Below are 26,799 nucleotides of genomic sequence, written 5' to 3'. Positions count from 1 at the left end.
GATTAAACCCTCACATCACGACGGGCATCGCGCCCCCAAATTAAGTTGATCATTGCTCGAGAAGCAAATACGCCGGTAAACATACTGGTTAACAGACCCAAACCTAGCGTTAAAGCAAAGCCTTGGATCGGACCGTTACCAATCGCGTACAAAATCACAGCGGTAATCATGGTAGTAATATTGGCATCAAGGATGGTGGCAAATGCGCTGTCAAAACCAAGATCGATAGCCTGTGCAAAACTTCGGCCTTCGCGCATTTTGTCCTTAATTCGTTCAAAGATAATCACGTTAGTATCGACAGCCATGCCGACCGTAAGCACTAAACCTGCGATGCCCGGCAGAGTAAGAACTGCGCCCGGTAACAGAGCGATCAGCCCCAACAAACAAACCATATTGGCACACAAAGCCACATTCGCGACCCAACCTAAACGGCGGTACCAAAGCGCCATAAACGTCAGCGTTAGTCCTAGACCTAAAGCCAGTGCCGCAAAACCATTTTGGATATTTTCGGCACCAAGAGAAGCACCAATGGTGCGCTCTTCAACAATGGTGACCGGTGCGGTCAGAGAGCCAGCTCGCAGTAAAAGTGCCAGTTGCTGTGCTTCATCCATGCTTCCTGCACCAGTAATACGGAACTGGCTGCCCAGCTGAGATTGAATCGTCGCAACACTGATGACACGTTCGTTACGCTCGGTTACACCGCGTTCATTCGTCTTGTATTCACGGTAAACCGTCGCCATTGGCTTACCAATATGGGTAGCAGAAAAGTCACTCATTTTCTTACCACCAGCATGGTCAAGCGAGATGTTTACCTCTGACATGCCCATTTTGTCCACACCAGCACGAGCGTTCACAATGTGCTCACCAGTCAGGACCGGACGCTTACTCAGTGTCACGGTGCGACCATCATTGTCTTTCAATACCAAATCTTGACTGCTTTGCGCTTTGCTTGCGTCTTTCACTTCATAGAAAGCCAGACTTGCCGTTGCACCAATCACATTTTTCGCTTGTGCTGGGTCTTGAACTCCAGGTAGCTCAATACGAATGCTCTCTTTACCCTGACGCTGAACAAGTGCTTCCGTAATACCCAACTCTTCAATTCGACCACGCATGATCTTCAGGTTCTGCTGTAACGTCGTGGACTGGAATTCCTGGATATTTTGCTCACTAGGCTCCAGCACGAATCCTCTTACTGAGCTTTTTGCTACCCAGCCTGGGTAATTTTGCTGCAAGAACTGGTTTACCTCAGCGAGTGCCTTTTCACTCTCACTGTTGACGGCAATACGATTACCACTTTCAGCGCGAACCTGAACGCCACGTGTTCGATTGTCACGCAGGTCAGCTTTGATCTCATCGAGCAGTGCGTCTCTTTGCTCTTCGAACGCTTTATTTACATCAACATTCAACAGGAACTGCACACCACCACGAAGATCAAGGCCCAGCTTAATCGGGTTAAAGCCCATCTCGCTCAACCATTCTGGCGCAACAGAGACATACGAGAAGGTGATACTGTCCTCTTTATCCAACTGTTTATTGAGTAGAGCACGAGCTTTACTTTGTGCGTCTTCACTGCCAAAAACGATGGTTGTTTTGCCATCCTTTTCGATGATTCTGTCGGTAGAAATATGGTTCGTTTTGAACAATTGATTGAGTTGTACCAGTGACATTTCACTCTGGTTTGGGTCAGCGAAGGTCACTTGGATCGATGGCTGCTCGCCAAACCAGGTCGGAATGGCACTCAGCGTTAGAATAATGATTGTCGCAATAAGCACGACATATTTCCAAGCAGAATAGTGGTTTAGTAATTTTCTACTTTTGGCTGGTTTTGGTGTTTTCTTCATATAAACATCATCCCCTCACCCTTAGGTGAAGATTTACTTTGATAGAGTCAAGACACGACAACCTACGCCCAGAAAATAATCCAGGATAAAGAATGCTCAGAACACAGATCTGTTCTGATGAATACCGTCGTCGTGTTGAGATTGCACAGAATGTGCAAAGTGATGGTGTTTAGGCAGAAAACTGACTATTGAGAGCAACATACATCGCGTTGGTTTCTTTCCAACCAGAAAGGCGATAGTCGCTTGTGAAATGATGAAAAATGGACTGGTTTTGACGCCAGTTAATATTGATCAGGCTGTAACTATAGCCAACATCCGCATAGAAAGGCGCATTGAGGTCGCCGACAAAATCGACATCTTCTTCATCAAGCCCTTCTCGGACATGAGAGAGCCAACGTTGCGAATTAAATATCGCCGACGAATCTGAATTTGCATGACCTTCAGATACCGGCGCGCGCGTGGACTCTTCTGACGCCTCAGAAAAATCATCGTCTGAAATTGGGGATGTGCTTGCTGCTACAAAAGGCTGCAGTTTACTGAAATGCGGTAAGTGAGCTTTCTGATCTGCTTGGGCAGCCGAAACATGCACTGGCAGTAATACCATTGCAAGCAGTAGAAAAAATAGCTTTCTAAGATAAATCAGAGGCATGAAATCTCACTAAAACAAAACACGGCCGAGTTTACTCACCCGGCCCGATGATAGTATGCCTATTGATCAAGCTGAACAACTAAAAAGATCTAAATCTCTGATTCCATCTTTGCCATTACGTAAACGCCTTGCATCTAACGATAGAATATTTCGCCACTATTGACGTCCAGATAGATTTTGTTTTCCTGCTCTAAACCACCACAGTATATGAAGTACACATTTCGCTGCTTGTAAGTCACAGAACGAACCCACCCGCCAAGTTCTGTGAAATCTTCTGGCTCACACGTATTGTCGTCCAACAGCAGTTGTGTCTTGTTGCGAAATATTTCTAGATAGTCTTTTAAATCGTCTGACTTCTGTAAATACCCATCGAGTATCTCTAAGCGCTCTTGCTCTTTAATCACTGGTTCAGCATCCGACAGCCCTTTTGCATCTAACCATTCCGCCGTTTCTTCACCGCCGTCCTCATAAACGAGATAATCGGAGATGCGATACCAACCGTTAGACTTTTCCAAAACGACGACCTTTTCCCCTTTGTAGATCGTATCAACAACTAACGCGTTATGGTCTGGTTTGTTGTACGCGCTAACCTGACGTTCAATCACGTAATACTCAGTCGTTTCAGGCGGTACAGATTCCAAATCCATGACAGGTTTTGACGCTTCATCTTTTACTTGAGCTTCAGGAGAAGAGGCTTCTGTTGTCGGTTCTGGCTGATCCTTTTGCATAAAGAAGAAATAGTAACCAAAACCAGCGCCTCCAAGCAGTAATACAGCCATCATCGCGATAAGCGCTTTCTTCATATCTTTTCCCTTCTATTTTGGGCAAATATCCCAAAAGATACTTGATTATACTTCGCCAGCAATAAACTATAGTTAAAAGAGTCGCTTAACTAACGTGAATAATAATGATAAACAAGCTTAAATGGATACTTTTGCTTTTCGTCTTCCCATCGGTATGCTATTCAAATGTGCCATGCACCCCGTCTTCATGGAATGATAATCTGAATGAATTCAACAGGCTAGAGTCTAAGTACAATCAGCATGTCAAAGTCTTCAACGCACTTCTGATTGAACATAAACAACGACCACTCTTATCCAAGGAGTTTCTCCCAACGAGCTAGTGATGCTTTGGCGCGTAAAGTCTCGTCGAGATATGCTCCAAACTCAGCTGGACGCATCTATACAATACCGTAAAGAATTAACTCAAAAAGCCAGTGAAATAACCAAACTCAGTACACAATCTCAGTGGTCCGCCAACGGTTGGGAGAAATTAGCTCAAAGTTGTAAGTTATCAGAAAAGATGTCAAACCAGATTACCGCGGAGTGGTATCAGACGAATGCGAATCAACTTGCTGAAGACTATACTAAATTATCCTCACTTTATCTTGGTTTAGCCTCAGTCTACGAGAGAGAAGCAAGCGCTTTAACATCTGCGAAACATCAAAGAAACATAAATTCGGCCACACCATAATCTGCCGCACCAATTTGAATCATTTGCATTCAATCTGGATAATTTTAAGAGACATAGGTCACAATAATGCTTTACTTGTGGCTAATAATTGGTTACTTTAGCCGTTAATAAAGTTTAACAAATAGTCACAACTGGCTGGGATGATGCTACAAAAATGGTTATCAATCGACTAAGTAACAGGCAAGACCCTAATACTACTAAAGCCAAGTTTTTGTCAGTAGTTAGGCACGTAAAACAATTCGGTTCAATCAGTGATCTGGACCTATGTAAAATCTTCGGAGAAACAATTTGGAGCGATGGGAGGGAATACCATTCAGCTGCTTTCTCATTTAAAGTAGATAGACGGACCGGCAATTGTGAAATATCACAATACAAAAATAGCCAATAAATCGTAAAGAATTCGAAAGCGAAGTCAGTAAACGGACTTCGCTTTTTTGATCAAGCATAAACCGGAAGGCTCCCATTCCCCTTTACTTCTCGTATTGCTAAATGGGTATGAATGTCTTTGACGTTCTCCAACCTCTGTAGTTTTCTGGTGAAGTTTTCATAGCCTTCAAGATCCCTACTGACCACTTCCAACAAGTAGTCGTACGCGCCCGACACCACATGACATGAGATGACCTCGTCCATTTCAACGATCGAATATTCAAATTCATCAATTGAAGAGGCTTGGTGGTTATTCAAACTGACTTCGACAAATACCGTCATCGCGATGCCAACCTTACCGCGGGATAATATCGCCCGGTATCCATTCACAACCCCTTCTTGCTCAAGACGCTTTATTCGCCTTGCGCATGGAGAAGGTGAAAGCCCCACTTGATCAGCGAGATCAGCCGTCGTCAGAGTGGCGTCTTTTTGAATCAGGTTCAGTAGCTGCCGGTCTATTTTGTCCATTTCTCATTGTCTGCCAAATATCATCAATATTTATACGTTATACGCGTTTTTTCACTAACATTAAAATAAATCACGTCATAACTTGCCACCACTGAGCGCCCTTTTTGTTCGACAATGAACAAATCGATAACAAATTGGATACGTTAAGCATGATTCTGGGATACGCAGCAATATTAGTGACCTTACTTCTCTGGTCCGGTTTTTTCATTTCTCTCAAAGCAGGCGCAATCTCAGTACTTCAACCAGCCGATATCGCATTAGTCAGATTCTTGATTCCCAGCTTGGTTTTGCTCCCTTTTGTCCTAAAGAACAGAAAAACCATTAGCGCTATTCCCAATAAATACTTAGCAGGCGTTGTAGTGGGGAGTGGGCTGCCTTACTTACTGCTCGTTGGTAGCGCTATGCACCTCGCCCCTGTGTCTCATGCCAGTGCTCTGATACCCGGCACATTACCGTTATTTGTCTCCGCCATCGCTGTTCTCTTTTATCAACAAGCATTGAGCAAACACCGTTTATTTGGCCTAACGACGGTATTATTGGGTATCTTTGTCTTCTTGTTTTCCAACACGGGCACTGATTACAACTGGTCACAATTACAAGGACATCTACTATTTCTTACTGGCAGTTTGATGTGGGCGGTCTTTACCATCAGCGCGCGTGTCGCCAACCTGAATGCTCATGTCTGTGCTGGCTTTGTAGCGATAATCTCGTTAGCACTGCTTATCATCGCGGTCGGTTTCGGCTGGATAGACAGCTATTTAGCCGTCACACCAATGAAGTACTGGCCATGGAAAGAACTGTTCGGGCACACCATGCTTCAAGGGGTAGGCGCTGGCTTAATCGCTTCCTATACTTTTATATACGCGATCCGAATCATTGGTGCGGAAGCCAGTGCAGCGTTTGGCTCTTTAACTCCAGTCATTGCTACGTTGCTGGCGGTTCCAATCTTTGGTGAGCAACCCGATACACTCACATGGCTTGCCCTAATGCTAGTAACGTGTGGCAGTATTATCGCGAGCCAGATATTTATGAAAAATGACCTTAGCCAACCTTATCGCCCGCCTGTTCATCGTTAGCATGAGTTAGCCTTTTAAACAGATTTTTATGACCACAAGTTTGATACTTGCGAACATGGAATTATTAGACGAGTGGTCACTTTGCAATCACTTTTGTGACTGTAACGAGGATAGCGTGGTGTTTGAAGAGATTAAAAAGCTCTAATAGGCAGTTATTTACATAAAGTATGTTGCCTGAACAATTGGTGTTCTGATAGCCTCCCAAACAATAAGGGATTATATTATTTGACGACATGCCAGCAACGCACACGAAAGATGAACTGAGTCATTTCTTGAAACCAGGAACTAAGCTATCCATAGAGATGGAACTTGGTCCACAAAAGAGCAGCTCATACGTTACAACTTATTTGGGCTTTAAAGAAAACGCCTATCTGATTATTGATATTCCAACAAAGCTTCTGGAAGATCATGCGATTAGAAGACTCAATAATGCAGATGTCGTTGTTCGTGGCGTATCTGACACCGAACTCGGGCACGTAGTTGCATTCAAATCCAGTGTGTTAATGCACATTAGCCACCCATCCCCTCTTTTATTCGTCCGAATACCGACCACGTTTGCCACAAAACCCGTGCGCGAATTTGAACGTTACAAGTTGAAAATGGACTGCACTATTGACCATGGCGGTCATGTCTACGACGGAAGCCTGATCGACTTTTCGATAGCCGGGATTGGCATCTCGACCTTATTTGAACCGGAATTCCAAGTGGGTGATAACGTCAAGGTTGATTCAGCACTTAGTGCTTATGTAGGCAGCGACAATCATTGCTTAATTGCAAACATCAAAAAGTTAGCCAAAGGCTGGATCATTGGCATTAAGTTTGACAAGCCAATCGCAATGACTGACCAGTTGAAAGTAGCGTTGCTGGAACAGTACTTTCTGTCCAGCAACTAACGTTTAATGCTAAAAGCAAATTGAACGGCTATTGTTCGCCAAAGCGAGTTGCTTCGAAGCTGTTGAGGAATCGATGTATCAGATAGGTCACGAGTAACGTTGCAACAATGGCAAACAGGATACTGCTCACCCGATACAGAGCACTAAAGATCAAATCACCATCTGGGCTTAAGTATTGACCAAATAAAATGCCTAACGTGGTGAGTCCACCAAAGCCCGCTCCGGATCCACTGGATTCTTTAACGTGCATATAGCTGAAAATCATTGCGCCAATCCACAGCAGAGGTACGACGAATAACAAGGTATCTGACCAGTCATAAAGTACTAGCTGGCTGGTAATACCGAATGTTACCCCCAGCAACGTACCCATCGCTCTTTTACGAGCATAACCGAGGGCACCATTCCAATGCATCGGAAACAACAGCAATATCGTCGTCGCCTGTGCCGACAGAGAGTCACTTAAGTCGAAAACCTGGAAAACCAGAAACGACATAGTTACGATGCTTGCTCCCATCAAGGCTTCATGACGCATGCGATGGCTTTTCTTCGGTTCCGAAGGTCTGGCTGGCGGCTGACGAGGCTCCGCATCTGGGATGAGAAACGTCACTAAATACGCAACAACAACTGAAAGGACATTCGCTTCCAGATTACTGAAGATAAGATCATTTAGGTCAGTACTGACATAACTGGAAAAGTGCAGCATGATGCTGAGGTTCAATACACTACTCGCACCAAACAGGAATAAACTTCCCTTCGACATACAAGCAAATTTGTACAGAAACAATCCAAAAGCAATCATCGTCATCATGAATGGATGACTGCCAAACAGTCCAGCAAGAATACCAACTTCCAGGCCACAAACTACGGCGGCAAATATCATCTGCCTAGCCGCATGCAAACTCATCACAGGAACCATGCCGAGCAGCAGCATCGGCGTTACCGTGTAAAACACACCGTAGTTCCAGCCGAAAAGTTTACATACGGTAAAGCCTATCGTAGCGCCAGTGGCGATTCGAAGGCACTGCCTGAGATCATTCTCAGACATGGGGTGGTCCCATAACTTCATACCACCTCCTGATTAATAGATGTAATGCAGAGCACTCAAGAAATGAATCTGTAGGTTACTAAACCACCCAGAGATCGTATTCTCAGGTAACAGTTGGACGGTTGCACGCGCTCCGGCAGGGAACGAGTGCTGCTCTTGATCGTCAATCGCTAAATGCAAACGCATGCGCTGTGCATCCCTAACCCAACGATCCGTCTCTGTCGGTGTGGCAAGTCGGCCATCAGCATCGAACTGACCAGAACTTACGCCAGCATCAATACTTGTGATTCGAGCTTCAAAAACGTCACCCGGCAAGCTATCAAAAGCAACCAATGCTCGGCTGTCACGATTAAAGTGGCGCAGGCTCTTTTCTCGAAAATCCGCAATGATGTCAACGTCATCTGAGACTAATGCAACCAGAGGACTTGCCGCAGAGGCGTAAGCACCCACTTCCAACTGAAGGTTGGCAACGATACCATCATGCTCAGCAATAATTTTTGTGTAAGACAAATTGAGCTCAGCTTGCTTGAGTTGGTTCTGCGCAACACGCACGCTGACATTATCTTCACCTATTTCACCACGGCTTACTTCAAGCTCCTTCAGGCGAGCACGTGCTGCTAACAGGTTGGCTTTTTCAGCAGTAGCGCTACTCTGCGCATCATCTAGTTGCTGTTGAGAAGTACCGTTTCGGTGGAACAGCTTATTCAAACGCGCCGCTTCTCTCACCTTTTGCTCTGCAACAATCTTGCTTGCTTCCACATCCGCTTTAGCAGCGGCGATTGATGCATCCAGCTGGTCATTGTTTTGAATCACCTGATCCAGATTGAGCTGAGCACGTTCAACCGCCAGTTGGTAAGGCTCTGGATCGATCTGGAACAGTACTTCACCCTTATGGATTTCCTGATTGTTTGTGACGTAGATTTCTGTGATTTGCCCACTAACACGAGGCGCCACTTTGGTTACCACACGAGTTGCCATTGCTTGAGGCGTAAGAGGCATTGCCAGGTCGGCAATTAGAAAGTAAGCAAAGACAAGGACAAACGCTACGCATGAATATTTAATCCAGCGCGCGAACTTTTGGTCTGGAGTCATAGGATTCAACTTCTCTTTTTTAGGTTTTCTGACTTATTCGCTAAGTGTATCGAGTGCATTGCGAGCAATTTGCTCTAGGATTAATCCCATGGCCTTAAGCTCATCATCATTAATGTCCGACAGTAATTTTCTACGAACCTCATAGATTCGGCTCTCTAGTTGAGTAATAAGAGCTTTACCGTCATCAGTCAGGCTGACAATACGGGCGCGCTTGTCATATTCACAACAACGTCGTATTACCAGAGACTGCTCTTCGAGTAATTTTAAGGTTCGCATTAATGACGACAGTTCTATCTCTAGTGCTTCCGCGAGATGCTTCTGGCTGACGTTGTCCCCCATGCGATGTAACTTCCATAAGGCCGTCCAGCGCGGATACGTCAGGTTCAGTGGCTCAAGCTCTCGGTCTGCGACCATTTTCCATAAACGTGAGACGCGAGATAACTTTTCGGCAACGGAAAGCTCTCTCAAAATGTCGATGTCTTGAATCATTACAAACACTCAATTACTTAGCATGCTAAGTAATATAAATTAGTTAGCATGCTAAGTAAATAACTTTGTGACAAAAATCACATTAAGTTCAAGGAGAGAAGTTTGTTGCAGAGGGAGCTTAGGTAATAAAAAAGGCACAACTTGCGTTGTGCCTGATAGGAGCTGATGTGTTTCTTATACCCAGTCGACTAAGAATCGCTGTTTGTAATCCAATAGCGCTTCATGGAATGCGTTTTCTTTAATTGGCTTAAGTAAGATGTAGTTCGCCCCCGCTTCCATAAACGCATCACCTGTTTCTTTTGCAGTATCTGCCGTACAAGCATAAATCGGCGTGCCTAGTTTGAGGTTTTGGCGAATCTCTTTTGTGGTTTCTATACCACCGAGATGCGGAAGTTGGTTATCCATTAAGATCAAGTCATAGCTATGGTGCTTTAACCGTTCGATCGCCTCGAGCCCGTCTTTTGCCCATTCAACCTGCATTTCATACTTATTACAAAAGGCTTTTAAAATAAACGCATTAGTATGATTGTCTTCAACAAGCAGGACTTTCAACGTTTGATTAAACATATCCTCAGGGTTGATATGTTGGTCGGGTGTATTTTCACTCAAAAGACGTTCACGGTCTCTCACTGGCAACGTTACAACAAATGTCGTTCCAACCCCTTTTTGACTGTAAACTTGGACATTACCGTCTAACATATCGACCAAACTTTTGACGATTGTCAGCCCTAAACCGCTACCGCCGTATTCACGCGTTGTCGTTTCCTCTTCCTGCACAAACGGTTCAAACATTTGCTCGAGTTTGTTCGGGTCGATACCGATACCCGTATCGGACACTTCAACCACCAGCACACTGTTCTCAACCCCTTCAAACTGATCCAATACTGCGCTTAGCCGAACACTTCCTGATGGCGTAAATTTGACTGCATTACTGAGCAGGTTAAACATGATTTGGTTGAGGCGAACCTGATCGGTAAAGAGTGCAACTTGAGGATCCAACTGGTTTTCAATGACCAGTTCCACGCCTTTACTTTCACAAATCGGACGATAAATATTCTCTAAAGTGCGAACGGTATCGGTAAAGGAAAACGAGTGTTTTTGAATATTAAATTTCCCTTGCTCGATTTTCGAGAAATCTAGAATGTCATTCAAAACAGCAAGTAAGTGCTCACCACTATGACGAAGCACGTCTATCTGGTTACTCTGTTCTTGCGATTTAACCGCTCCTTTCAATAACTGAGCGACACCTAAAATACCGTTAATTGGCGTTCGAATTTCGTGACTCATCTTAGCGAGGAAATCAGCGCGAGCCTGAGCGGATTTTTCTGCTTCTTTTCTGGCGACATTACTTTGCTTTTCAGCCTCGATAAGCGTTGTGATGTCTTGCCCTTGAACAATGATACCGCTGAGGTCACCATCCACCAGAATGGGAGATAAGTTCCAGCGATACACTTTTTCGCCAATCGGTACATTCACTCCGGTAAGAGTTGCGCCTTGCGATGCCATACGCAGGTGAGGAAGTAATTTTTCCTTAAAGCTCTTAAACACGGGAGGCATGGTTTTATTATCATTTTCGAGCACCAGCTCTTTTCTCGCCGCTGGGTTTATTTGTATCAGAACCCCAGCTTCAGACCACACCATGATCGGCGATAAAGCAAAGTTAAACAGGTCACGGAATGAGCGTTTTTGTGCTTCAAGCTCTTCAAAAGTGTTTTCTAGCGTCGTCCCAATATCATCAAACTCTTCAATATCTGAGCCACCAAATCGCTCAAACCCTTTTTCTTCGCGAGCTGAACGTGTGTACGACATTAAGGAGTCAAGCTGTTCTGCTACTTTATTCTCTATCCACTCTTTGGTCAGTAAGGCGATCAAGATCATCCCGATAACCGAAGCCATCATCGCCAAAAGATGCTGAACCTGCAGGGTAACGACACTTTGATTATCCTGAACCGTCAATAGTGATAAATCCGTATGAGCCGCGTTCACCTCAATTGGTGTCTTAATAATCAATAGTTGGTCGAGCTTCTCTTGAGATTCTCTACGTTTCAGAACATCAAATATTTTATAAGACTCATCGCCAGCCAACGAGTTGGCTAGAGGTAAGTTATTGGAGATGAGTACAACATTATCGACGTTACCTTCGTTTTTCAGCCTTTCCATCAAGCCAAAGTTGTTGTCCAAAACGACAACATTGTAGGAGTAACCCATCACTTCGCCCGTTGTGGGTTCAAGTACGGGAACTCTTCTCACCAGCAAATGACGAGCGCCCATTGGCGTTAGTGACGTAATGTAGTACCAGTTATTGGTGAATGTGACGCTATTGGAAATAGTATCGAGTATCGAGTCATTAATGCCATAAAAATGGGCGTTTCCGTCATCCCAGATAATGCCTTGATGGTTAGTGAGGAAGCGAATTTCAGGCGTGTGTGCAGGATCACTCTGGTCAATGCTCAGAAAAAAGAAATTTAAGGCTTCTTCATCCCGCTTCGTATAAAAATCAAGCACCACATCGCTTTTAGAATTGCTGTCGTGGTGGATCTGTATCGCAGCGAAATGACTGTCAAAAATATTCAGAATCAGGGCAGAAGTTTGTTGCTTTGTCCTGTCGACTTCTTGCCAAATAATCTGTTTGGAGAAGTAATAACTCTGAACGAATATGCCTAAAATTATCGGAGCAAGAACGAGAATTATAATTTTAGTTATGAGCGTCGACAAAGAGCGACGCTTTCTGGTTGATGTGTTTGTCATCAATTATCTGAGTATCTAAATGCGCGCTTTCTTAAGGCTTCTATTCTTTCGGGAGAATCTGATGTGGTGACGACTTCATAGTCACCAGAATATACAGTTGGTACTGACTTCCCTTCCAGATCCCACTTTATGGCTTCTGCCATCGCAATACCAGTATCGTCGTTCATACGCATGACGGTTATATCCAACTCTCCATCTAAAATGGCGTCTAGCTCTGCAGAGCCCCCTCCCCAGCCATTAATCATAATATCATCACGCCCGAGTTCTGCTAGCGCTTGAACGGCACCAAGAGCGACGTCTGTTGAGCAAGCATAAATAAAATCGACATCAGGGTACTTGTCCAGACTGGCTTTTGCCGCCTCATACCCAGACTGCTTTGTCGCCTTGGTGTAATATGCAGATTGTAGCTCAAAGTTGCTGTCACGGTTTACCTGGTTAATAAATGTGTTCCCTCTTACATCACTAATGTAGCCTTCTGAAAAGTAAAGCACACTGTAGTGAGTGTTTTGGGGGAAGCGTTGACTAAACTCTTTCGCCAGTTTTCTGCTGCCTTCAGCATGGTCAAAACCAACATAAAGAAACGGCTGATGTTTATCCCAATCTCTTACTGGTGTCGTAATGTTTTGTAAGATCAGTTTGGTTTTCTTCGAATCTAAAACATGCTCAATAAATTTGCGATGTCTGGTGGTATCGAGCGTAAAGATGAGATAGTCCGAGTTGCTTTTCAAAGCCTCCATTAAAGACAGACTTTGCTGTTTGATATCGGCGTTTGGACGGGTAAAAACCTGATTGAGCTGATAGTTAATATTTAGCTTATCTAACCGTTTTTCAAAAGCATCTATGTTTCTGATCCAGTAATCTGAGATTTGCTGCCCTGGGTAAACGACAGAAATCTTCAGTTCACGCTTTTTATCGCTAGTCACCGGAATCGGTTTTTCTCTGACAGCTTCAGCCAGTGCGTTGGTTAGTTGCTTTTGCTCCGGAAATTCTTTCAGAAACTCTTGATATTCCCAATATCCATTCAGGACTTGCGATGGATGTGCTGCTGGGGCAATACCAGCTACTAATACAAGGGAGAATATTAACTCTTTTTTCATCTGTTGCTCTATTAGTTTTATATCGAGTCTAATTCACTCTATTTATTATCTAGCCGAGTCATCCGTTACTTGGGCGCGTTGAACTATTGTAATCTACCTTCCACTAAGTACTGGTTTCAATAACATTTTCTTCGTTATGCATTATGCGTCAGATGAGTCTTACATAACAAACGAATATTGCATTATATTTCATAACATTATGAACGCATCTTTTAGATAAAAAGAAGCCGCCTTATAGGAATCGGCGGCTCTTCGTAAGTCGGTGTCATGCGTTTATTCGACCATTTATCGGCGTTTAACGACGAACGGTAAATATCAAGCTGTGGTGTTCATCTAGGCCAAGAGACGCTTTTGATTCAACTAATAGCTCTTTTTTCGTTTTAGCTAGCTGCTTAATAAAATACTCAGCTTTCATCGCCAGACTCTTGGAATCAAATTTCATGGTCCATTCCAGAACTAATGGCCCTTTACCTTTTAGTGCCTTAGCGCCTTTGCCATCTTGATGCTGTTTAAACCGGCGTTCAATATTGTTGGTTACACCACAATAGAGTGCATTCCGGTTATTTCGTATCAGATAAACACTCCAAACTTGTTCGACACAATCACTCATCCAAGCAGAGATTCTACCTGAGATTTCAAAGCATCGAGTTCTTCTCTAAGCATTGCCACTTCTTGTTCAAGCTGACTAACACGATCTGAGCTCGGTGACACAGTCGCTGTTGTCTCGATCACAGAGAAATCCACTTCACCGCAGAATAAATGCATATAACGAGATTCACGCTTACCAGCCTCTCGTGGCAGTTTTACGACTAATGGGCCTTTTTCTTCGCTCGCTAAGTGTTCCAGGACGTTTTCCACCTCTTTAACATCGCGAAACGTGGTCAGGCGGTTAGTTCGGGTGCGAATCTCACCTGGGGTCTGAGCACCGCGCAACAGCATGCAACATACAATGCCTTTTTCTTGCTCAGTCAGTTTCAGGTCGCCAAACTCTGTATTGCAAAAACGGTGCTGATATTTGCTCACTCGGCTATTAAAAGCACTTTCGTCACTGACTAGTCGACGTTCAATCAGCGCATCTACCGCATCTAATACATCAGACTCGGACAAAGACATAACCGGCTCACGATTGCTTTTTTGATTACATGCGTTGGTGAGTGCATTCAGACTAAGGGGATAAAGATCGGGAGTCGTCACTTCTTTCTCGATCAGGCAACCAATTACTCGTGCTTCTATTGCCGTTAGCTCAACTTTCATAATGCATTCCTTATTATTTTTTGCATTTGAATTTTATACTCAAGTCACTTCAAGGTGTCAGATTGAAACCTAAACGGTTTTGAAATAACTTGGTTATAAGGTAGTCAGGCTAAAGCATAGACTAAGACCTGACTCCTTTTATGAATCGGGTTTGGTCTTAGTGCTCGGAGAGAATAGGTACTTTTCTCAGATTACCATCTTCATCAATCATCATTATTTTCGAACGATTGAGTTCAACTTCTGTAATTTCGAGTTGATTGCGCGCATTGATGTATGCTGTTTTTAACTTCTCAGCCAAAGAGCTCGTGACTTGTTCACTATCTTGACTGTCGACTTGCTCCGCAGTGTTACGAGAGTCCATATCAAGTGTCATCATTTTGTATTTAATGATGCTGATAATATAGTGAAGGCTCAATCATGACAACGCATCGATTCATTCTAACCCAGCGTTAAACACATATTTATCCAAACTAAGTCTCACAAAGACCGGTTTTGTTGAGCGATGGCCGACAATTCGAGTGCGGAAATAGTAGTGCATGAGTCGTTTTAATCACGAAATTTCCTTGGCTTTGAAGGCACGCCAAATCAGGCTGAGCTGGCACAAACTAGCGATAATTTCTTGCTGTAAGGCTTGTCAACCAATGATTGGTCGAGAAGTGTTCAACTCATCGTCGTGATTGATCTAAAGACTGTTATGCTACGGGATGTTGTGCTTTAATCGAGAAAGATATTCACAAATTAGGAAAGGGAACTATGAGTAGCGTATTTGAAATCGTTAGCCAAGCTCGTCGCAAGAACAAACTGAAACGCGAGCTTCTTGATAACGAGAAAAAAGTCCGTGATAACCGCAAACGTGTAGACCTGCTAGAAAACCTTCTAGACTACATCAAGCCAGAGATGACTCACGACGACATCTTAGCGATCATCAAAAACATGAAAGCAGATTACGAAGATCGTGTTGATGACCACATCATCAAGAGCGCAGAAATCTCTAAAGCACGTCGTGACATCAGCCGTCGCATTCGTGAACTGACGGAAGAAGACAAGCAAACTAGCGGCAAGAAATAAACACCAATAGTTCTGTTATAATTTGAACCCCGAGTAAGACAACTTGCTCGGGGTTTGTTTTTGTCACGGATCAAAGTGGTGTGTACAATTGCACCAACGTTATCCCAAACCTAATAACTGAATAAGCTTTCTATGTCCTCAACTACGATCAGTCCTCAACCTACATTAGCCAAGCAATTGTTCTCGATGACATGGCCCATGCTCTTTGGTGTTTTATCACTGATGAGTTTTCAGCTTGTGGACAGTGCTTTTATCGGCCAACTTGGCGTCTTACCTTTGGCGGTACAAGGATTCACACTGCCACTGCAAATGGTCGTGATCGGTATTCAGGTTGGCTTAGGCATCGCAACAACAGCGGTTATCTCTAAAGCACTAGGAGCCAATGAAACACGCTATGCTAAACAACTTGGCGGTTTAGTTCTAATGATTGGCTCGGTAGGAGTTGCGATAATCAGTGTGTTAATTTGGTTGCTTCGTTACCCGATATTATCCATGCTCAGCGCACCGGATACGGTTATGCCTATCATCGATAGTTACTGGCCATGGTGGTTACTGAGCTCCTGGACTGGTGCCCTCCTCTACTTTTACTACAGCATCTGTCGAGCCCACGGAAATACCATGTTGCCAGGCACCATGATGATGATCACCAGCGGTGTGAACCTAGTTCTCGATCCGATCTTCATATTTACCTTCGATCTCGGCATTAATGGCGCAGCGCTTGCGACAATTGTCGCGTTCAGTTTTGGTATTTTGGTCGTGGCTCCACGAGTCAAAAAGAGCCATTGGGCCACAACGCAATGGCAAGATCTAAACGTAGTTAAGAGTGTCCGTTCCATCGGCAATATCATGGGGCCTGCGATGATAAGCCAACTCTTACCTCCTTTGTCTTCCATGCTCGCAACTAAGCTACTGGCTGGATTTGGTACGGCTGCCGTCGCGGCATGGGCGCTGGGATCGCGTTTTGAGTTTTTCGCCATTGTCTCTGTACTCGCATTAACTATGTCTCTACCGCCAATGGTAGGGCGATTACTTGGCGCAAAAAACTATGATGATATTCAATCGCTGGTGAGTATTGCGGTTAAGTTTATTCTGATCTTCCAGCTCTTAATTGCCGTTATTACCTTTGCTGTCGCGAATCCTCTGGCATTATTAATGACCAGCGATATTCAGGTTGAGCAAGTGTTAGAAATGCATTTGATGATCGTCCCGATTAGCTTAGGCTCTCTGGGCGTATGTATGCTTATGGTTTCTATCTGTAATGCATTAGGTAAGTCATACACGGCGCTAACCGTTTCGGCGTTACGTCTGTTCGTCTTTTTCCTGCCGTGTTTATGGGTTGGTTCTCAGCTTGGGGGAATCAGAGGTCTTCTGCTTGGTGCTTGTCTGGGTAATATCTGCGCAGGCATCGCTGCTTATCTCACTTATCGTCGCACTATCGCATCGCTGTCCGAAAGGCATAAAACGTACTAAGTCGATAAACCAATAAGATCAGATATCACAATAATGAAGCCCTCTATATTGAGGGCTTCATTCGTTGAGTTAAATACAACCTTCTAATACCAATCACAGTAAGTAAGTGTTCAGAAATAGCGTAGGAAAAATGCTTGAGAACAAGGCGAAATTTTTCGATAAGTAGTTATTCTACAATCAAAAATTTCAACACGGTTATCGAGTATTTTAACAAGCTAGAATGACCAGTTATTTACTACGATTGGTATAATACATCAAGCCGTTTTGTCCGCTGCAAAAACAACGCCAGTTTGTCTTCTGACTTCAGTCAGGACTTTTGCTACCGTCAATGAGCGTTGTTTGGTGCTCTCATCAATCACACCTAACTTAAGTTGCTCGGCAAAAGCTTTCGCTTCGTAAAACATGTGGTTTTCGGTTTGTGGCAGGGTCAGTAATTCTTTCTCTTTACCACGAAGAATGCGTTCGACGCCACGACCCGTGGAGATCATATCGACTAGGACGCTACCTTGCTCACCCTGAAATTCACTTGGAATAAGCGAGTCGCTTACTTTTGAATGCAGAAGGTTGACGTTAAAATCATCGTAGGCAAGGGTCACACTCCCGCATCCATCCACACCGGATGGTAAGACAACCGCACTGGCCTGAACCTGATTTGGCTCGCCAAACAACTCAATTGCCGAACCCAGACAGTAATAGCCGATGTCCATAATCGAACCATTGGAAAAATCCGGATTGAACGTATTCGGGTTCTCACCGTTTAAATACTTTTGATAGCGAGAGGAATACTGGCAATAGTTGATCGTAGCGTGTCTTAACGGAGCTATGGTAGGCAGGCTTTCTTTCAACACAGTAAAGTTGGGAGTATAAGGCGACATAAATGCCTCAAAAAGCACGACTTCATTTTCTTCAGCGCACTTAAACATTTCTTGTGCAAGGGCGTAATTTGAGGCCATCGGCTTTTCACAAATGACATGCTTACCCGCTTTTAGCATTTGCAGCGCTTGAGGTGCATGAAGTGAATTTGGACTCGCAATGTAAACCGCATCAATATCCGGATCATTGCCCAAAGCGTCTAAACTGTCGTAGAAAGTCTCCGCATGGTATGGCGTACCAAATGAACGCGCCTTGTCAAACTCTCTCGAATATACGGCTTTGAGACGAAACTCCCCCGTTTGTATCGCTGCTTCAACAAATTGTTGAGATATCCAGTTCGTCCCAATAATCGCGAGATTAAACATGTCATTTCCTTCTAATTTTGATCGTAAACGCCAAGTGACTTCAGCTTATCTAATCGATTTAAACAAGGTTTATCTGAATAAACAACGCCAGATAGCGAAAGAATCGCTGCGCTACGTGTTCCACAATTTATGACTCATAATTGTGACAGCGTCACTTGAGATATAGAATTTATCGCAGCTAATCGTCGATTTATTGATAAACCTCAACAACCTCTCCTCCCAGGGCTGGTAATTTGAACCCGTTTTGTGGCTCGCTAGCTCGAATGATCATTCTGATTTTGCTCTTCCCGTGAACAATAAGCCTAATCTTTATATGGTTAATGGTATTTTTGGCGCTATAAATCCCAGTTCATATTGTGATTTGATGCAAATTTTTGATATTAAATCTGAACCTCAGAAGCACATTTCATCCCATCCATTAGTCTCAGTTGATAAAGAACATAATTAAGACTTTTATGTTTACCTCCAGAGTTGCGTTATCGATTCACATCACATATTTATGTAAATGAGATCTTATATTTCAATCAAAACCCATGATAGTAAGCATTATCATCGCAAAATAAGTTTGCATTTTTAAAAATGTCAACACCTTAAATACGACGCCTTAGTCACATTAATCCTCCACAGATAAGCCATAAAACAGTGATTTCCACTAGGTTTATTTTTCCTAGCAGAATAAGCCCTTCAGCCGTAGAATCCGCCCCATAATTATTACAACCCGATTACATTACCACCAGACTCCTACGCTCTACCGTAGAGGTACTAGCGGCGAGTATGGTTAGCCCCCAAAACGTGAAAGGTCCAATACAACAATGAGTCCAGAGAAATATCTCCAAGACTGGCAAACTAGCCAAACGATTGCTGAATCTATCTCCCCTCTAATCGGTAAGCTGTATCGTGAAAAAGGAATCGAAGTGGTTCTGTTCGGTAAGACGCTTATCAACGCCACAACTATCGACATTCTCAAAACTCACCGCGTAGCAAGAAGATACACTGGAAGCCCTCTTTCTCTAGAGCAAACAATGCCTATCATTGAAGCACTATGTGAAATGAGCATTTCGTCTAGCCGCGTTGATATTGGTCATCTGGCAACTAAGTATTGGAATGAGCACGAAGACACTTCTTCACTAAGTGATTTCCTACAAACAGCACTTCAAGGTGCTCGTGATGCAGATTCTTCTCTGAAAGCTCGCGACGTGGTTCTTTACGGTTTTGGTCGCATCGGGCGTCTACTAACTCGTCTTCTTATTGAAAAGAGCGGCCCTGGTTACCCACTAAGACTTCGTGCAATCGTTGTACGTGGTGGTAAAAAAGGCGACTTAGAGAAGCGTGCTAGCCTACTTCGTCGTGACTCGGTACACGGCCAATTCAATGGTAGTATCATCATTGATGAAGAGCGCAAAGCACTGATTGTGAACGGTAACTTCATTCAAATCATCTACGCAAACAACCCAAGCGAAGTTGACTACACCACTTACGGCATTAACAACGCACTTGTTGTAGACAACACAGGCGTTTGGCGTGATGCAGAAGGTCTAAGCCAGCACCTAGCATGTAACGGCGCACAGAAAGTGCTTCTGACTGCACCTGGTAAAGGCGATATCAAGAACGTTGTATTTGGTGTAAACGAATCTGTGATTCAAGAAGAAGACACCATCATCTCAGCAGCAAGCTGTACAACAAACGCGATTACACCAGTATTGAAAGCGTTGAACGATAAGTACGGTGTACTTTCAGGCCACATCGAAACGGTTCACTCTTACACTAACGACCAAAACCTGATCGATAACTTCCACTCAGGCGATCGCCGTGGACGTAGTGCATCTCTGAACATGGTTCTGACTTCAACTGGCGCAGCAAAAGCAGTAGCAAAAGCACTGCCTGAACTGGCTGGAAAACTAACAGGTAACGCGATTCGCGTACCTACGCCAAACGTTTCAATGGCAGTTGCAAACCTAAACCTGGGTGAAGACGTGGATCGTGATTCACTGAACGACTACCTACGTGAAATGGCTCTGAATTCTGAGCTATCAGCACAGATTGATTACACAGACTCAACTGAAATCGTTTCAACAGACTTAGTTGGTTCTCGTCACCCTGGCGTAGTTGATGGTCAAGCGACTATCGCACAAGACAAGCGTTGTGTACTGTACATCTGGTACGACAACGAATTCGGTTACAGCTGCCAAGTTGTGCACTGTATGGAACAAATGATGGGTGTTCGTTACCAAACATTCCCTCGATAGGTGAACATTGCTCCACAACGTTAACCACATGGTGTAGCGAACTATACCTCAACATTTGTTCTTTATAATAAGCGCGAAAGCGCACTACTAATCTTAACTCCCCATTTATGCGCCTGAGCTTCCCCTCAGGCGTTTTTTATTCATACGATTTAACTTTCTTCAGACTTTGACATTCCTCAGACATAGTGAGCCCGATTGTTCATGTTTCGTTCATATTCACAGGGGTAATCTGAACACATAGACGAATAGAGAGGTCAAGTTTATGAATCGGATCATCGTTACAGCACTGGCACTGATTACAGGCATTTTTGCTTTAGTATTTAGCCTCATCATGGCGATTCCATTGACCATCGCGGCACTGATTACCGGAAAACGTATTGAGAAGCGCGTCAAGTACATGCAGAAAGAGATGCAGCAAGAATATGAATTTAATACTGGAAAAGCAGACGCGATAGAAGGCGAATTTGAAGAAGTTCGCCGATAAGAGAATTAAAGTGTTTCTCAACCCCCTCGTCCCCAAAAGCTAACAAAGCTCCTGAGAAACTCCTTGCTTACACCCAGCCTTGAACAAGCTGGGTGCTTTTTTATGTTCTGGAAATCAAATTTATATCGTTACAACCACGCGCAGAGCCAACAACATAAGCACGACGCCAGACAAGCGATCGATCAACACCGCTTTTGAGCGAATACGATCAACCACTCGCGAGCTGGAGAGTACGATAGTAATGAACGTGTACCACAAACCGTCAACGATAAACGGCGTAGCAACAATGATCATTTGATTACTCAGATCATTACCCAAAGCAACGAACTGGCTAAATAAGGCGATAAAGAACAGTGCAATTTTAGGACTGAGAATAGAAATAAAAAAGCCTTCTCTTGCCGACTGTGCAACGGTGGTTTCCTGCCCAGATTCAAGCTTAGCCGCTACACCGCCTTTCGAACGCAGAGCATTAAACCCCAAATAGGCCAAGTACGCTGCCCCCGCCAAGCTGATCGCTTTAAACAGTAGCGGGCTTTGCTGTAAAACTACTGCCAAGCCGATCAGAGTAATAAATGCATATATCCCGATACCAAATGCGTGTGCCCACGCTGTCGCCAACCCATTAAGACGGCCACCAGCCAAAGCGTGTTTAGCGACAATCGCCAAACTAGGCCCTGGAGACATAGCGCCCAACAAACATACGGTAAAAAGTGATAGCCAAACTGTTAGTGTCATAAAATCCTCTCCTCATTTGGTATCAATCTATCAAGTGAAGGGGTATAAATAGAAATCAAAGTTTTTCATAAAGGTCATGACTTGAAATCATAACTTAATGAATAGAGTATTCCGATAGCTTCATCACTGTCCGAATTTGTTCTCTAACCCAACGATGGGCAGGATCGGTGTCGTATTTTGGATGCCACATCAACCAATATTCATGTGTCTGGGTTGCAAAAGGCAGTGGCTTATTGACTAAACGCCAATGCTTGGCAAGGTTCAGCGCAATATGTTCCGGCACGACCATAAGGTTGTCACTCGTTACCAGTCTGTTTACGGCTGCAGAGAAGAAAGGCACTTTAAATGCGATATGACGCTCCAGACCCATCTCTTTTAACGCCAGATCAGCACTGGAGTCCTTGTCACCACCTCCCGTCACCTTAATGTGCGAATAGCTGACGAGTTGCTTCGCGCTGATACTTTTACACTTAGCCAGCGGATGAGAATCTTTCATCAGACAAACCGAATTATCCGAGCCGATATTGATGCTCGATACGCCTTCTGGTTTGGAGGGGTACATAGAAGAAGCGATGTGAATGCCGAGCTCATGCAGTTTGTCCAGAAAGTCTGGCTGCCAAAGCCGATAAGCCATATCAAGTTGTGGCGCGAACTCACTGAGGTGCGACGCAATATCCGGTAGAACATATTGGGCAACGTAATCACTTGACGCAATCACGAGTTCTCCCTGCCAGTCTTTAGGTTCAAATGGCTTGTCATCCAAAAGATGGTCAAATTCCGCAAGTAACGCATCCAGTTTTTCTTTTAGTGCTATCGCTCTTGGGGTAGGAATCAGCTGATTACCCTGGCGAATAAGAAGCGGATCACCACACAGCTCGCGGAGTTGAGCCAACTGACGACTCACCGCAGACTGCGTGATGTTCAGTCGCTGCGCAGTGCGGCTTACATGACACTCTTCGAGCAAAACATGTAAGGATCTCAGCAAGTTTAAATTGATGTGGTTTAGCATTGTTTATCCGATTGAATGGTACTTACGTCTGGCTTTGCCGATCACTTAACGAACTTATTCCCAGTGGTATTAAAAAACTCGGTTAATACAGTATGAGTCATGAGATGGCGAAGCTCGGGAAAGCGTTGAATTTGGTCTCTGACCTCATTCAGTCGGTTCATGTTGGGAACCTCGACAAAGACCATCATATCGGTTTCTCCGCTAATGGCATGACACCATTTCACCCCATCAATTTTATATAACTCATTTGCGTAAGATTCGCAGTAGTACGTTGAGGTTGAGGTATCGAACTTCAGAGCAAAATAAGCGCAGATTGAATCCCCTTCATTAGAGGCGATTTCTGCATGATAACCCAAGATAACTTTGTCATTTTCGAGCTTACGAATTCGAGCCGTCACCGCCGAGCGAGAGAGGTTCACTTTTTCTGCGATTTCAGTGACTGACAGCCGAGCATTGTGCCGGAGGATATCAATGATCTTGTGATCAAACTTGTCCATAAACTTACCGCTTCTTCCTTATTTTCTTCATTTTATAACGATTTTAAATGCATAAGAAACCAACATTTTGTTGGAATTATTTGAAACAACCGTCATATTGGCGGTGCAGTAACGCATTTTGTATTTGAGAACTCATTTATTCTTAGACTTCCCTTAGTTCGACACCGTCAGAGACCAGCATGGAACAGCTCAAAAAAGACATCTCACTTATATCCGGCATCGCCCAACTTTCCACCACATTGATGGGCACAGGTCTATTTATGATACCGGCGATTGCGGCAGGTATTGCAGGGCATTTTTCACTCTGGGCATGGATATTACTGTTCGCGGCAATTTGCCCGATTGCTCTGACGTTTGCTCAATTAGGTAAGCGATATCCCAACGCTGGCGGCACCGCTTTCTTCGTCCGAAAGGCCTTTAATGCAAAATTAGAAAGTAGTGTTGCCTGGCTGTTTGTCAGTGTGATCCCGGTGGGGATCCCAGCCGCTATCGCACTTGCCTCGGGTTTTCTCAAACAACTTCTGCCTGAGCCACTAAATAATGACTTATTCGCTCAAGTACTCACCATCGCGCTGCTGATATTGGTTAACTTGCTAGGAACAAAGTCATCAGGGCGTTTGCAAACAGTAATCGCACTGAGTGTATTTGCGCTGGTTGGTGCATTTCTATGGAAAGGAGAAATCAGCAGTGTTGATCTAACCATGCCTGCCGTGACAACCGACTCGATTTGGCCAATCACGTCAGCGCTTGCTGTGATGTTTTGGTGTTTTGTCGGCATAGAAGCATTTGCACACATGGGCGAAGAGTTTAAGAACCCACAACGCGACTTTCCTATCGCGATTATTGTCGGATGTTTCGTTGCTGGCGCAACCTATTGGGCATGTTCGGTTGTGATATTAAAGTTTGGCGCTTATGGCACCCCTCAGTTTGATAATGCCTCCATACCTTGGCTAAGTGCACAGCTACTGGGAGACAGTGCCAAGTGGATCATCAGCGTGATCGGCTTTTCTGCTTGTTTTGCCAGTGTCAATTTATACACTCAAAGCTTGTCCCGAATGGTCTGGAGTCAAGCTCGTGAATATCGTCCAGACAGCAAACTGGCGAAAGTCTCGCATCGGGGCGTTCCTTCCTCTGCAACATTGCTGGTTGGCTTCATCCTGTTTGTGTCCTGTGTGGCAGGTACACTATCTCAACTTGATTTAGAGTTTTTCCTTAAACTCGCGAACAGCATTTTTGTGTTAGTTTATCTGCTTGCCATGCTCGCGGCATACAAGCTGCTGCAAGGCGTTGGCAAAGCTCTGGCTGGAATTTCTCTGATTCTTTGCACCGGCGTCTTTGTCTGCTTAGGTTGGTCCATGCTGTATGCGCTAACGATTTTTGTCCTGCTGTCATTGCCATGGAAGCAATTAAGATCAAAACGCGAATCAAAAGTGATTGAATGACCCCTTAAAACAGCTCAGACAAACGTTGTACAAGCGGATCAATTTCTTTTAAAGCCACGTTGCCATAACCGAGCACCACGCCATTCCAATCACGCTCTTGGTAGCTTGGGTGCTCGTAGTAACATAATGGACGTAATACGATGCCGTCATTTTCAGCACGTTTCGTCCATGTCAGTTCATCAATGCCCGTTCGCCATTTTAATGTTATATGCAGTCCGGCAGCCTGGCTTATTACACTCACTTTTGTTCCCAAATGCGCTTGGATTGAAAGGCACATCTGCTCATGTTTCGCTTTGTAAACCCGTCGCATTTTCCGGATATGGCGCAGCAAACTCCCTTCAGCAATAAAATCAGCCATTGCCTCTTGGACGTGGCTGGGTGAATCGCCACTTAACGCATCTTTCACCATCAAACATTTATCTACCAGCGCTTCTGGAACCACAAGATATCCGAGCCTTAAACCGTTAAACATAACTTTGCTGAAAGAGCCAACGTAGAGAACGCGATCATCCCTACCCATTTGTGCGGCTAACCCTTGTAGACTGGTATACGGACGATGGGCGAACTGAAATTCACTGTCGTAGTCGTCTTCTAAAATCCAGGACGAATTCTGAACAGCCCAATCGATGATCTTCCCTCTCTGTTCGGTATTCAAAGTGGTGCCCATTGGGTACTGATTACTTGGTGTGATGTAGAGAGCATGCGCATCACTGCTCGTTACCACATCAATATCGAATCCATACTTTTCCTTCACCAACAGCGGTTCAAATTGATACTGCTGAAACTGAATTAACTTGCGCATTTGAGCGTAGCCAGGTTGCTCCATCAATACCTTGTCGCCTCGATTCAGAGTTGCCATTGTTGCAATACTCAGCGCTTGTTGAGCTCCAGAAGTAATGATGATTCGTTCAGGGGTACAATTAACCGAACGGCTTGAAGCTAAATAAGCCGATAAAGCACAACGAAGTGACCAGCTTCCTTGGATATGTTGATTACCAAGCAAAGACGTCCGCGTCAGATGACGATTCAGATACTTCTGCCATCGGGCGCTAGGAAACGCGGCCAAGTCCGGAACTCCAGGGGCAAATGGCGCGTTAATGTCATATTTTATTAAAGGAGCTTTTGCGGACTTAACCGACACCTTTTCCGGCAAATACTGTTCGGGTAATTCTACTGCGACATAAAACCCCGAGCCCTGCTGGCTAATCAGATACCCTTCCGCAACTAATTGTTCGTATGCCGATATAACCGTATTTCTGCTCAGACTGAGTTCTTGAGATAGTTTACGTGTAGAAGGCAACTTTCCATTTTTAGGCCAAAGACCTTTGACGATCTTTTCCCTAATCGCAAAAAACACCGATTGCTGCAGCGTTCCATTGGCTGAACTTACACATAAATCACCCACATCAATCAAAGACAAACCGGATCCATCCATTGTTTAAAACTGGCTCTCTTTAAACTACCAGTTAGACGGTACATTGCAACTCGACACTGATAAAAAAAGATTGAGGTCCCAACTTTGGGATGACGCCAAGGAGAGCAGTAATGTTATCAAGTACGAAAAGAACACAAATAAAGAAAGGCGCACATAAGGCGGTCTCCGAAGTTGAAAAACTGCATGCGATTATCGATGAGAGTTTGATTGCCCATATCGCGATCACCAATGAGTCTGGGCCGGTGGTGATTCCGATGCTGGCCTGGCGTGTGGGAGAGTTTGTCTATATTCATGGCGCGAACAACAGCAGACTGCTGCGTACACTCAAACAAGGCGATCAAACCTGTCTCACTTTTACATTGTTCGATGGGTGGGTACTGGCTCGCTCTGCATTTCACCATAGTGCGCACTACCGCAGTGCCGTTGTATTTGGTCAATTTGAAATCGTGCCAGATAACCAAGATAAAAATGATTTGTTGAATCATTTCATTGAGCAAATCGCACCAGGTAGAACCGAACAGATCAGGTTGAGCAGTGAAAAAGAGCTGAGCGCAACCATGCTGCTGCGTATCTCGCTTAAAGAAGCGTCTGTGAAAATAAGTAATTTTGGGGTGAATGATGATG

25 protein-coding genes and 1 pseudogene are annotated in these 26,799 nt (G+C 44.3%); 9 read left to right on the top strand and 17 right to left on the bottom strand.

Translation table 11 applies throughout. From position 1 onward, the window contains the following. Nucleotides 1-2: 2 nt before the first annotated feature. The 3 genes from secD to L9Q40_RS04060 all read right to left on the bottom strand — a co-directional run bounded on the left by secD (nt 3) and on the right by L9Q40_RS04060 (nt 3,293). A complete protein-coding gene (gene secD / locus L9Q40_RS04070) occupies nt 3-1,841 on the bottom strand; it encodes a protein translocase subunit SecD (RefSeq protein WP_498792176.1) in 1,839 nt (612 codons plus the stop codon). 169 nt (nt 1,842-2,010) lie between these two features. Continuing rightward, complete coding sequence (locus tag L9Q40_RS04065; RefSeq protein WP_020334158.1) at nt 2,011-2,490, bottom strand: hypothetical protein; 480 nt, start codon at nt 2,488-2,490, stop codon at nt 2,011-2,013. 134 nt (nt 2,491-2,624) lie between these two features. Further along, the gene (locus L9Q40_RS04060) at nt 2,625-3,293 is read right to left on the bottom strand and encodes an SH3 domain-containing protein (RefSeq protein ID WP_498792172.1); all 669 of its coding nucleotides are present in this window, start codon (nt 3,291-3,293) and stop codon (nt 2,625-2,627) included. 104 nt (nt 3,294-3,397) lie between these two features. Between L9Q40_RS04060 and L9Q40_RS04055 the strand changes: the two are divergent. Then, nucleotides 3,398-3,963 (top strand): annotated as a pseudogene (locus tag L9Q40_RS04055) (ATPase). Between the two features lie 438 nt (nt 3,964-4,401). Here the strand turns inward: L9Q40_RS04055 and L9Q40_RS04050 are convergent. Further along, nucleotides 4,402-4,857, bottom strand: a complete 456-nt coding sequence (locus tag L9Q40_RS04050) for an Lrp/AsnC family transcriptional regulator (RefSeq protein ID WP_020334155.1) — start codon at nt 4,855-4,857, stop codon at nt 4,402-4,404. A gap of 149 nt (nt 4,858-5,006) precedes the next feature. On the opposite strand from L9Q40_RS04050, the gene L9Q40_RS04045 reads away from it, so the two are divergent. Together L9Q40_RS04045 and L9Q40_RS04040 are read left to right on the top strand one after the other, a co-directional pair. Next, a complete protein-coding gene (locus L9Q40_RS04045; protein ID WP_065301608.1) occupies nt 5,007-5,933 on the top strand; it encodes a DMT family transporter in 927 nt (308 codons plus the stop codon). A gap of 233 nt (nt 5,934-6,166) precedes the next feature. Then, nucleotides 6,167-6,826, top strand: coding sequence for a PilZ domain-containing protein (locus tag L9Q40_RS04040; protein ID WP_498792170.1), 660 nt, complete (start codon nt 6,167-6,169; stop codon nt 6,824-6,826). A gap of 28 nt (nt 6,827-6,854) precedes the next feature. On the opposite strand, the gene L9Q40_RS04035 is transcribed toward L9Q40_RS04040, so the two are convergent. From L9Q40_RS04035 to L9Q40_RS04000, 8 genes are all read right to left on the bottom strand, one after another. Beyond that, entirely contained in the window at nt 6,855-7,892 is a 1,038-nt protein-coding gene (locus L9Q40_RS04035) for a DUF2955 domain-containing protein (protein ID WP_498792168.1), read from the bottom strand. A gap of 12 nt (nt 7,893-7,904) precedes the next feature. After that, nucleotides 7,905-8,963: an HlyD family secretion protein gene (locus tag L9Q40_RS04030; RefSeq protein ID WP_498792166.1), complete on the bottom strand. Its 1,059-nt coding sequence runs from the start codon at nt 8,961-8,963 to the stop codon at nt 7,905-7,907. A gap of 33 nt (nt 8,964-8,996) precedes the next feature. Continuing rightward, on the bottom strand, nt 8,997-9,452 hold the full coding sequence (locus L9Q40_RS04025) for a MarR family transcriptional regulator (protein ID WP_014233773.1): 456 nt from the start codon (nt 9,450-9,452) through the stop codon (nt 8,997-8,999). A gap of 174 nt (nt 9,453-9,626) precedes the next feature. Next, complete coding sequence (luxQ, locus tag L9Q40_RS04020; RefSeq protein WP_498792164.1) at nt 9,627-12,200, bottom strand: quorum-sensing autoinducer 2 sensor kinase/phosphatase LuxQ; 2,574 nt, start codon at nt 12,198-12,200, stop codon at nt 9,627-9,629. After that, a complete protein-coding gene (locus L9Q40_RS04015; protein WP_498792162.1) occupies nt 12,200-13,297 on the bottom strand; it encodes an autoinducer 2-binding periplasmic protein LuxP in 1,098 nt (365 codons plus the stop codon). Before L9Q40_RS04015 ends, luxQ begins: the two co-directional genes overlap by 1 nt. A 295-nt stretch (nt 13,298-13,592) precedes the next feature. Further along, nucleotides 13,593-13,907 carry a GIY-YIG nuclease family protein gene (locus tag L9Q40_RS04010; protein WP_014233770.1) on the bottom strand — a complete coding sequence of 105 codons (315 nt, stop codon included), beginning with the start codon at nt 13,905-13,907 and terminating at the stop codon, nt 13,593-13,595. Then, on the bottom strand, nt 13,904-14,551 hold the full coding sequence (locus L9Q40_RS04005; protein ID WP_498792159.1) for a YceH family protein: 648 nt from the start codon (nt 14,549-14,551) through the stop codon (nt 13,904-13,906). The genes L9Q40_RS04010 and L9Q40_RS04005 overlap by 4 nt, the downstream gene beginning before the upstream one ends. 157 nt (nt 14,552-14,708) lie before the next feature. After that, on the bottom strand, nt 14,709-14,912 hold the full coding sequence (locus L9Q40_RS04000; protein WP_417877906.1) for a hypothetical protein: 204 nt from the start codon (nt 14,910-14,912) through the stop codon (nt 14,709-14,711). Nucleotides 14,913-15,304: 392 nt separating this feature from the next. Between L9Q40_RS04000 and L9Q40_RS03995 the strand changes: the two genes are divergently transcribed. Continuing rightward, complete coding sequence (locus L9Q40_RS03995; protein ID WP_020334143.1) at nt 15,305-15,619, top strand: DUF496 family protein; 315 nt, start codon at nt 15,305-15,307, stop codon at nt 15,617-15,619. 132 nt (nt 15,620-15,751) lie between these two features. After that, nucleotides 15,752-17,089 (top strand): MATE family efflux transporter, encoded by a 1,338-nt coding sequence (locus L9Q40_RS03990; protein ID WP_065297793.1) that lies wholly within the window; start codon nt 15,752-15,754, stop codon nt 17,087-17,089. A gap of 254 nt (nt 17,090-17,343) precedes the next feature. Here L9Q40_RS03990 and L9Q40_RS03985 read toward each other — a convergent pair whose 3' ends face one another. Continuing rightward, on the bottom strand, nt 17,344-18,327 hold the full coding sequence (locus tag L9Q40_RS03985; protein WP_498792156.1) for a Gfo/Idh/MocA family protein: 984 nt from the start codon (nt 18,325-18,327) through the stop codon (nt 17,344-17,346). Nucleotides 18,328-19,139: 812 nt separating this feature from the next. On the opposite strand from L9Q40_RS03985, the gene L9Q40_RS03980 reads away from it, so the two are divergent. Together L9Q40_RS03980 and L9Q40_RS03975 are read left to right on the top strand one after the other, a co-directional pair. Then, nucleotides 19,140-20,573, top strand: a complete 1,434-nt coding sequence (locus tag L9Q40_RS03980; RefSeq protein ID WP_498792154.1) for a glyceraldehyde-3-phosphate dehydrogenase — start codon at nt 19,140-19,142, stop codon at nt 20,571-20,573. Nucleotides 20,574-20,835: 262 nt separating this feature from the next. Continuing rightward, nucleotides 20,836-21,057 (top strand): hypothetical protein, encoded by a 222-nt coding sequence (locus tag L9Q40_RS03975; protein ID WP_434171507.1) that lies wholly within the window; start codon nt 20,836-20,838, stop codon nt 21,055-21,057. A gap of 120 nt (nt 21,058-21,177) precedes the next feature. On the opposite strand, the gene L9Q40_RS03970 is transcribed toward L9Q40_RS03975, so the two are convergent. The 3 genes from L9Q40_RS03970 to L9Q40_RS03960 all read right to left on the bottom strand — a co-directional run bounded on the left by L9Q40_RS03970 (nt 21,178) and on the right by L9Q40_RS03960 (nt 23,298). After that, nucleotides 21,178-21,792: a LysE family translocator gene (locus L9Q40_RS03970; protein WP_020334140.1), complete on the bottom strand. Its 615-nt coding sequence runs from the start codon at nt 21,790-21,792 to the stop codon at nt 21,178-21,180. Between the two features lie 94 nt (nt 21,793-21,886). Beyond that, a complete protein-coding gene (locus L9Q40_RS03965) occupies nt 21,887-22,801 on the bottom strand; it encodes a LysR family transcriptional regulator (protein WP_014233761.1) in 915 nt (304 codons plus the stop codon). A gap of 41 nt (nt 22,802-22,842) precedes the next feature. Next, on the bottom strand, nt 22,843-23,298 hold the full coding sequence (locus L9Q40_RS03960; RefSeq protein WP_014233760.1) for an Lrp/AsnC family transcriptional regulator: 456 nt from the start codon (nt 23,296-23,298) through the stop codon (nt 22,843-22,845). Nucleotides 23,299-23,477: 179 nt separating this feature from the next. Here L9Q40_RS03960 and yjeH point away from each other — a divergent pair, with 179 nt between their 5' ends. Beyond that, nucleotides 23,478-24,740 carry an L-methionine/branched-chain amino acid transporter gene (yjeH, locus tag L9Q40_RS03955; protein ID WP_498792150.1) on the top strand — a complete coding sequence of 421 codons (1,263 nt, stop codon included), beginning with the start codon at nt 23,478-23,480 and terminating at the stop codon, nt 24,738-24,740. Nucleotides 24,741-24,744: 4 nt separating this feature from the next. On the opposite strand, the gene pdxR is transcribed toward yjeH, so the two are convergent. Next, nucleotides 24,745-26,175, bottom strand: coding sequence for a MocR-like pyridoxine biosynthesis transcription factor PdxR (gene pdxR / locus L9Q40_RS03950; RefSeq protein WP_498792148.1), 1,431 nt, complete (start codon nt 26,173-26,175; stop codon nt 24,745-24,747). 110 nt (nt 26,176-26,285) lie between these two features. Here pdxR and L9Q40_RS03945 point away from each other — a divergent pair. Further along, nucleotides 26,286-26,799, top strand: a 514-nt coding sequence (locus L9Q40_RS03945) for a pyridoxamine 5'-phosphate oxidase family protein (RefSeq protein ID WP_498792146.1), incomplete at its 3' end; no start/stop codon positions are given.

The organism is Allocatenococcus thiocycli (assembly GCF_921292965.1).
Lineage (GTDB): Bacteria > Pseudomonadota > Gammaproteobacteria > Enterobacterales > Vibrionaceae > Vibrio > Vibrio natriegens.
Note: the sequence above shows the minus strand (reverse complement) of the source record. Positions and strands in the feature narration are given on the sequence as shown.

What these genes read in the sequence shown, in the direction of transcription:
- secD (WP_498792176.1), bottom strand. Translation starts at nt 1,841, where the DNA reads ATGAAGAAAACACCAAAACCAGCCAAAAGTAGAAAATTACTAAACCAC.
- L9Q40_RS04065 (WP_020334158.1), bottom strand. Translation starts at nt 2,490, where the DNA reads ATGCCTCTGATTTATCTTAGAAAGCTATTTTTTCTACTGCTTGCAATG.
- L9Q40_RS04060 (WP_498792172.1), bottom strand. Translation starts at nt 3,293, where the DNA reads ATGAAGAAAGCGCTTATCGCGATGATGGCTGTATTACTGCTTGGAGGC.
- L9Q40_RS04050 (WP_020334155.1), bottom strand. Translation starts at nt 4,857, where the DNA reads ATGGACAAAATAGACCGGCAGCTACTGAACCTGATTCAAAAAGACGCC.
- L9Q40_RS04045 (WP_065301608.1), top strand. Translation starts at nt 5,007, where the DNA reads ATGATTCTGGGATACGCAGCAATATTAGTGACCTTACTTCTCTGGTCC.
- L9Q40_RS04040 (WP_498792170.1), top strand. Translation starts at nt 6,167, where the DNA reads ATGCCAGCAACGCACACGAAAGATGAACTGAGTCATTTCTTGAAACCA.
- L9Q40_RS04035 (WP_498792168.1), bottom strand. Translation starts at nt 7,892, where the DNA reads ATGAAGTTATGGGACCACCCCATGTCTGAGAATGATCTCAGGCAGTGC.
- L9Q40_RS04030 (WP_498792166.1), bottom strand. Translation starts at nt 8,963, where the DNA reads ATGACTCCAGACCAAAAGTTCGCGCGCTGGATTAAATATTCATGCGTA.
- L9Q40_RS04025 (WP_014233773.1), bottom strand. Translation starts at nt 9,452, where the DNA reads ATGATTCAAGACATCGACATTTTGAGAGAGCTTTCCGTTGCCGAAAAG.
- luxQ (WP_498792164.1), bottom strand. Translation starts at nt 12,200, where the DNA reads ATGACAAACACATCAACCAGAAAGCGTCGCTCTTTGTCGACGCTCATA.
- L9Q40_RS04015 (WP_498792162.1), bottom strand. Translation starts at nt 13,297, where the DNA reads ATGAAAAAAGAGTTAATATTCTCCCTTGTATTAGTAGCTGGTATTGCC.
- L9Q40_RS04010 (WP_014233770.1), bottom strand. Translation starts at nt 13,907, where the DNA reads ATGAGTGATTGTGTCGAACAAGTTTGGAGTGTTTATCTGATACGAAAT.
- L9Q40_RS04005 (WP_498792159.1), bottom strand. Translation starts at nt 14,551, where the DNA reads ATGAAAGTTGAGCTAACGGCAATAGAAGCACGAGTAATTGGTTGCCTG.
- L9Q40_RS04000 (WP_417877906.1), bottom strand. Translation starts at nt 14,912, where the DNA reads ATGGACTCTCGTAACACTGCGGAGCAAGTCGACAGTCAAGATAGTGAA.
- L9Q40_RS03995 (WP_020334143.1), top strand. Translation starts at nt 15,305, where the DNA reads ATGAGTAGCGTATTTGAAATCGTTAGCCAAGCTCGTCGCAAGAACAAA.
- L9Q40_RS03990 (WP_065297793.1), top strand. Translation starts at nt 15,752, where the DNA reads ATGTCCTCAACTACGATCAGTCCTCAACCTACATTAGCCAAGCAATTG.
- L9Q40_RS03985 (WP_498792156.1), bottom strand. Translation starts at nt 18,327, where the DNA reads ATGTTTAATCTCGCGATTATTGGGACGAACTGGATATCTCAACAATTT.
- L9Q40_RS03980 (WP_498792154.1), top strand. Translation starts at nt 19,140, where the DNA reads ATGAGTCCAGAGAAATATCTCCAAGACTGGCAAACTAGCCAAACGATT.
- L9Q40_RS03975 (WP_434171507.1), top strand. Translation starts at nt 20,836, where the DNA reads ATGAATCGGATCATCGTTACAGCACTGGCACTGATTACAGGCATTTTT.
- L9Q40_RS03970 (WP_020334140.1), bottom strand. Translation starts at nt 21,792, where the DNA reads ATGACACTAACAGTTTGGCTATCACTTTTTACCGTATGTTTGTTGGGC.
- L9Q40_RS03965 (WP_014233761.1), bottom strand. Translation starts at nt 22,801, where the DNA reads ATGCTAAACCACATCAATTTAAACTTGCTGAGATCCTTACATGTTTTG.
- L9Q40_RS03960 (WP_014233760.1), bottom strand. Translation starts at nt 23,298, where the DNA reads ATGGACAAGTTTGATCACAAGATCATTGATATCCTCCGGCACAATGCT.
- yjeH (WP_498792150.1), top strand. Translation starts at nt 23,478, where the DNA reads ATGGAACAGCTCAAAAAAGACATCTCACTTATATCCGGCATCGCCCAA.
- pdxR (WP_498792148.1), bottom strand. Translation starts at nt 26,175, where the DNA reads ATGGATGGATCCGGTTTGTCTTTGATTGATGTGGGTGATTTATGTGTA.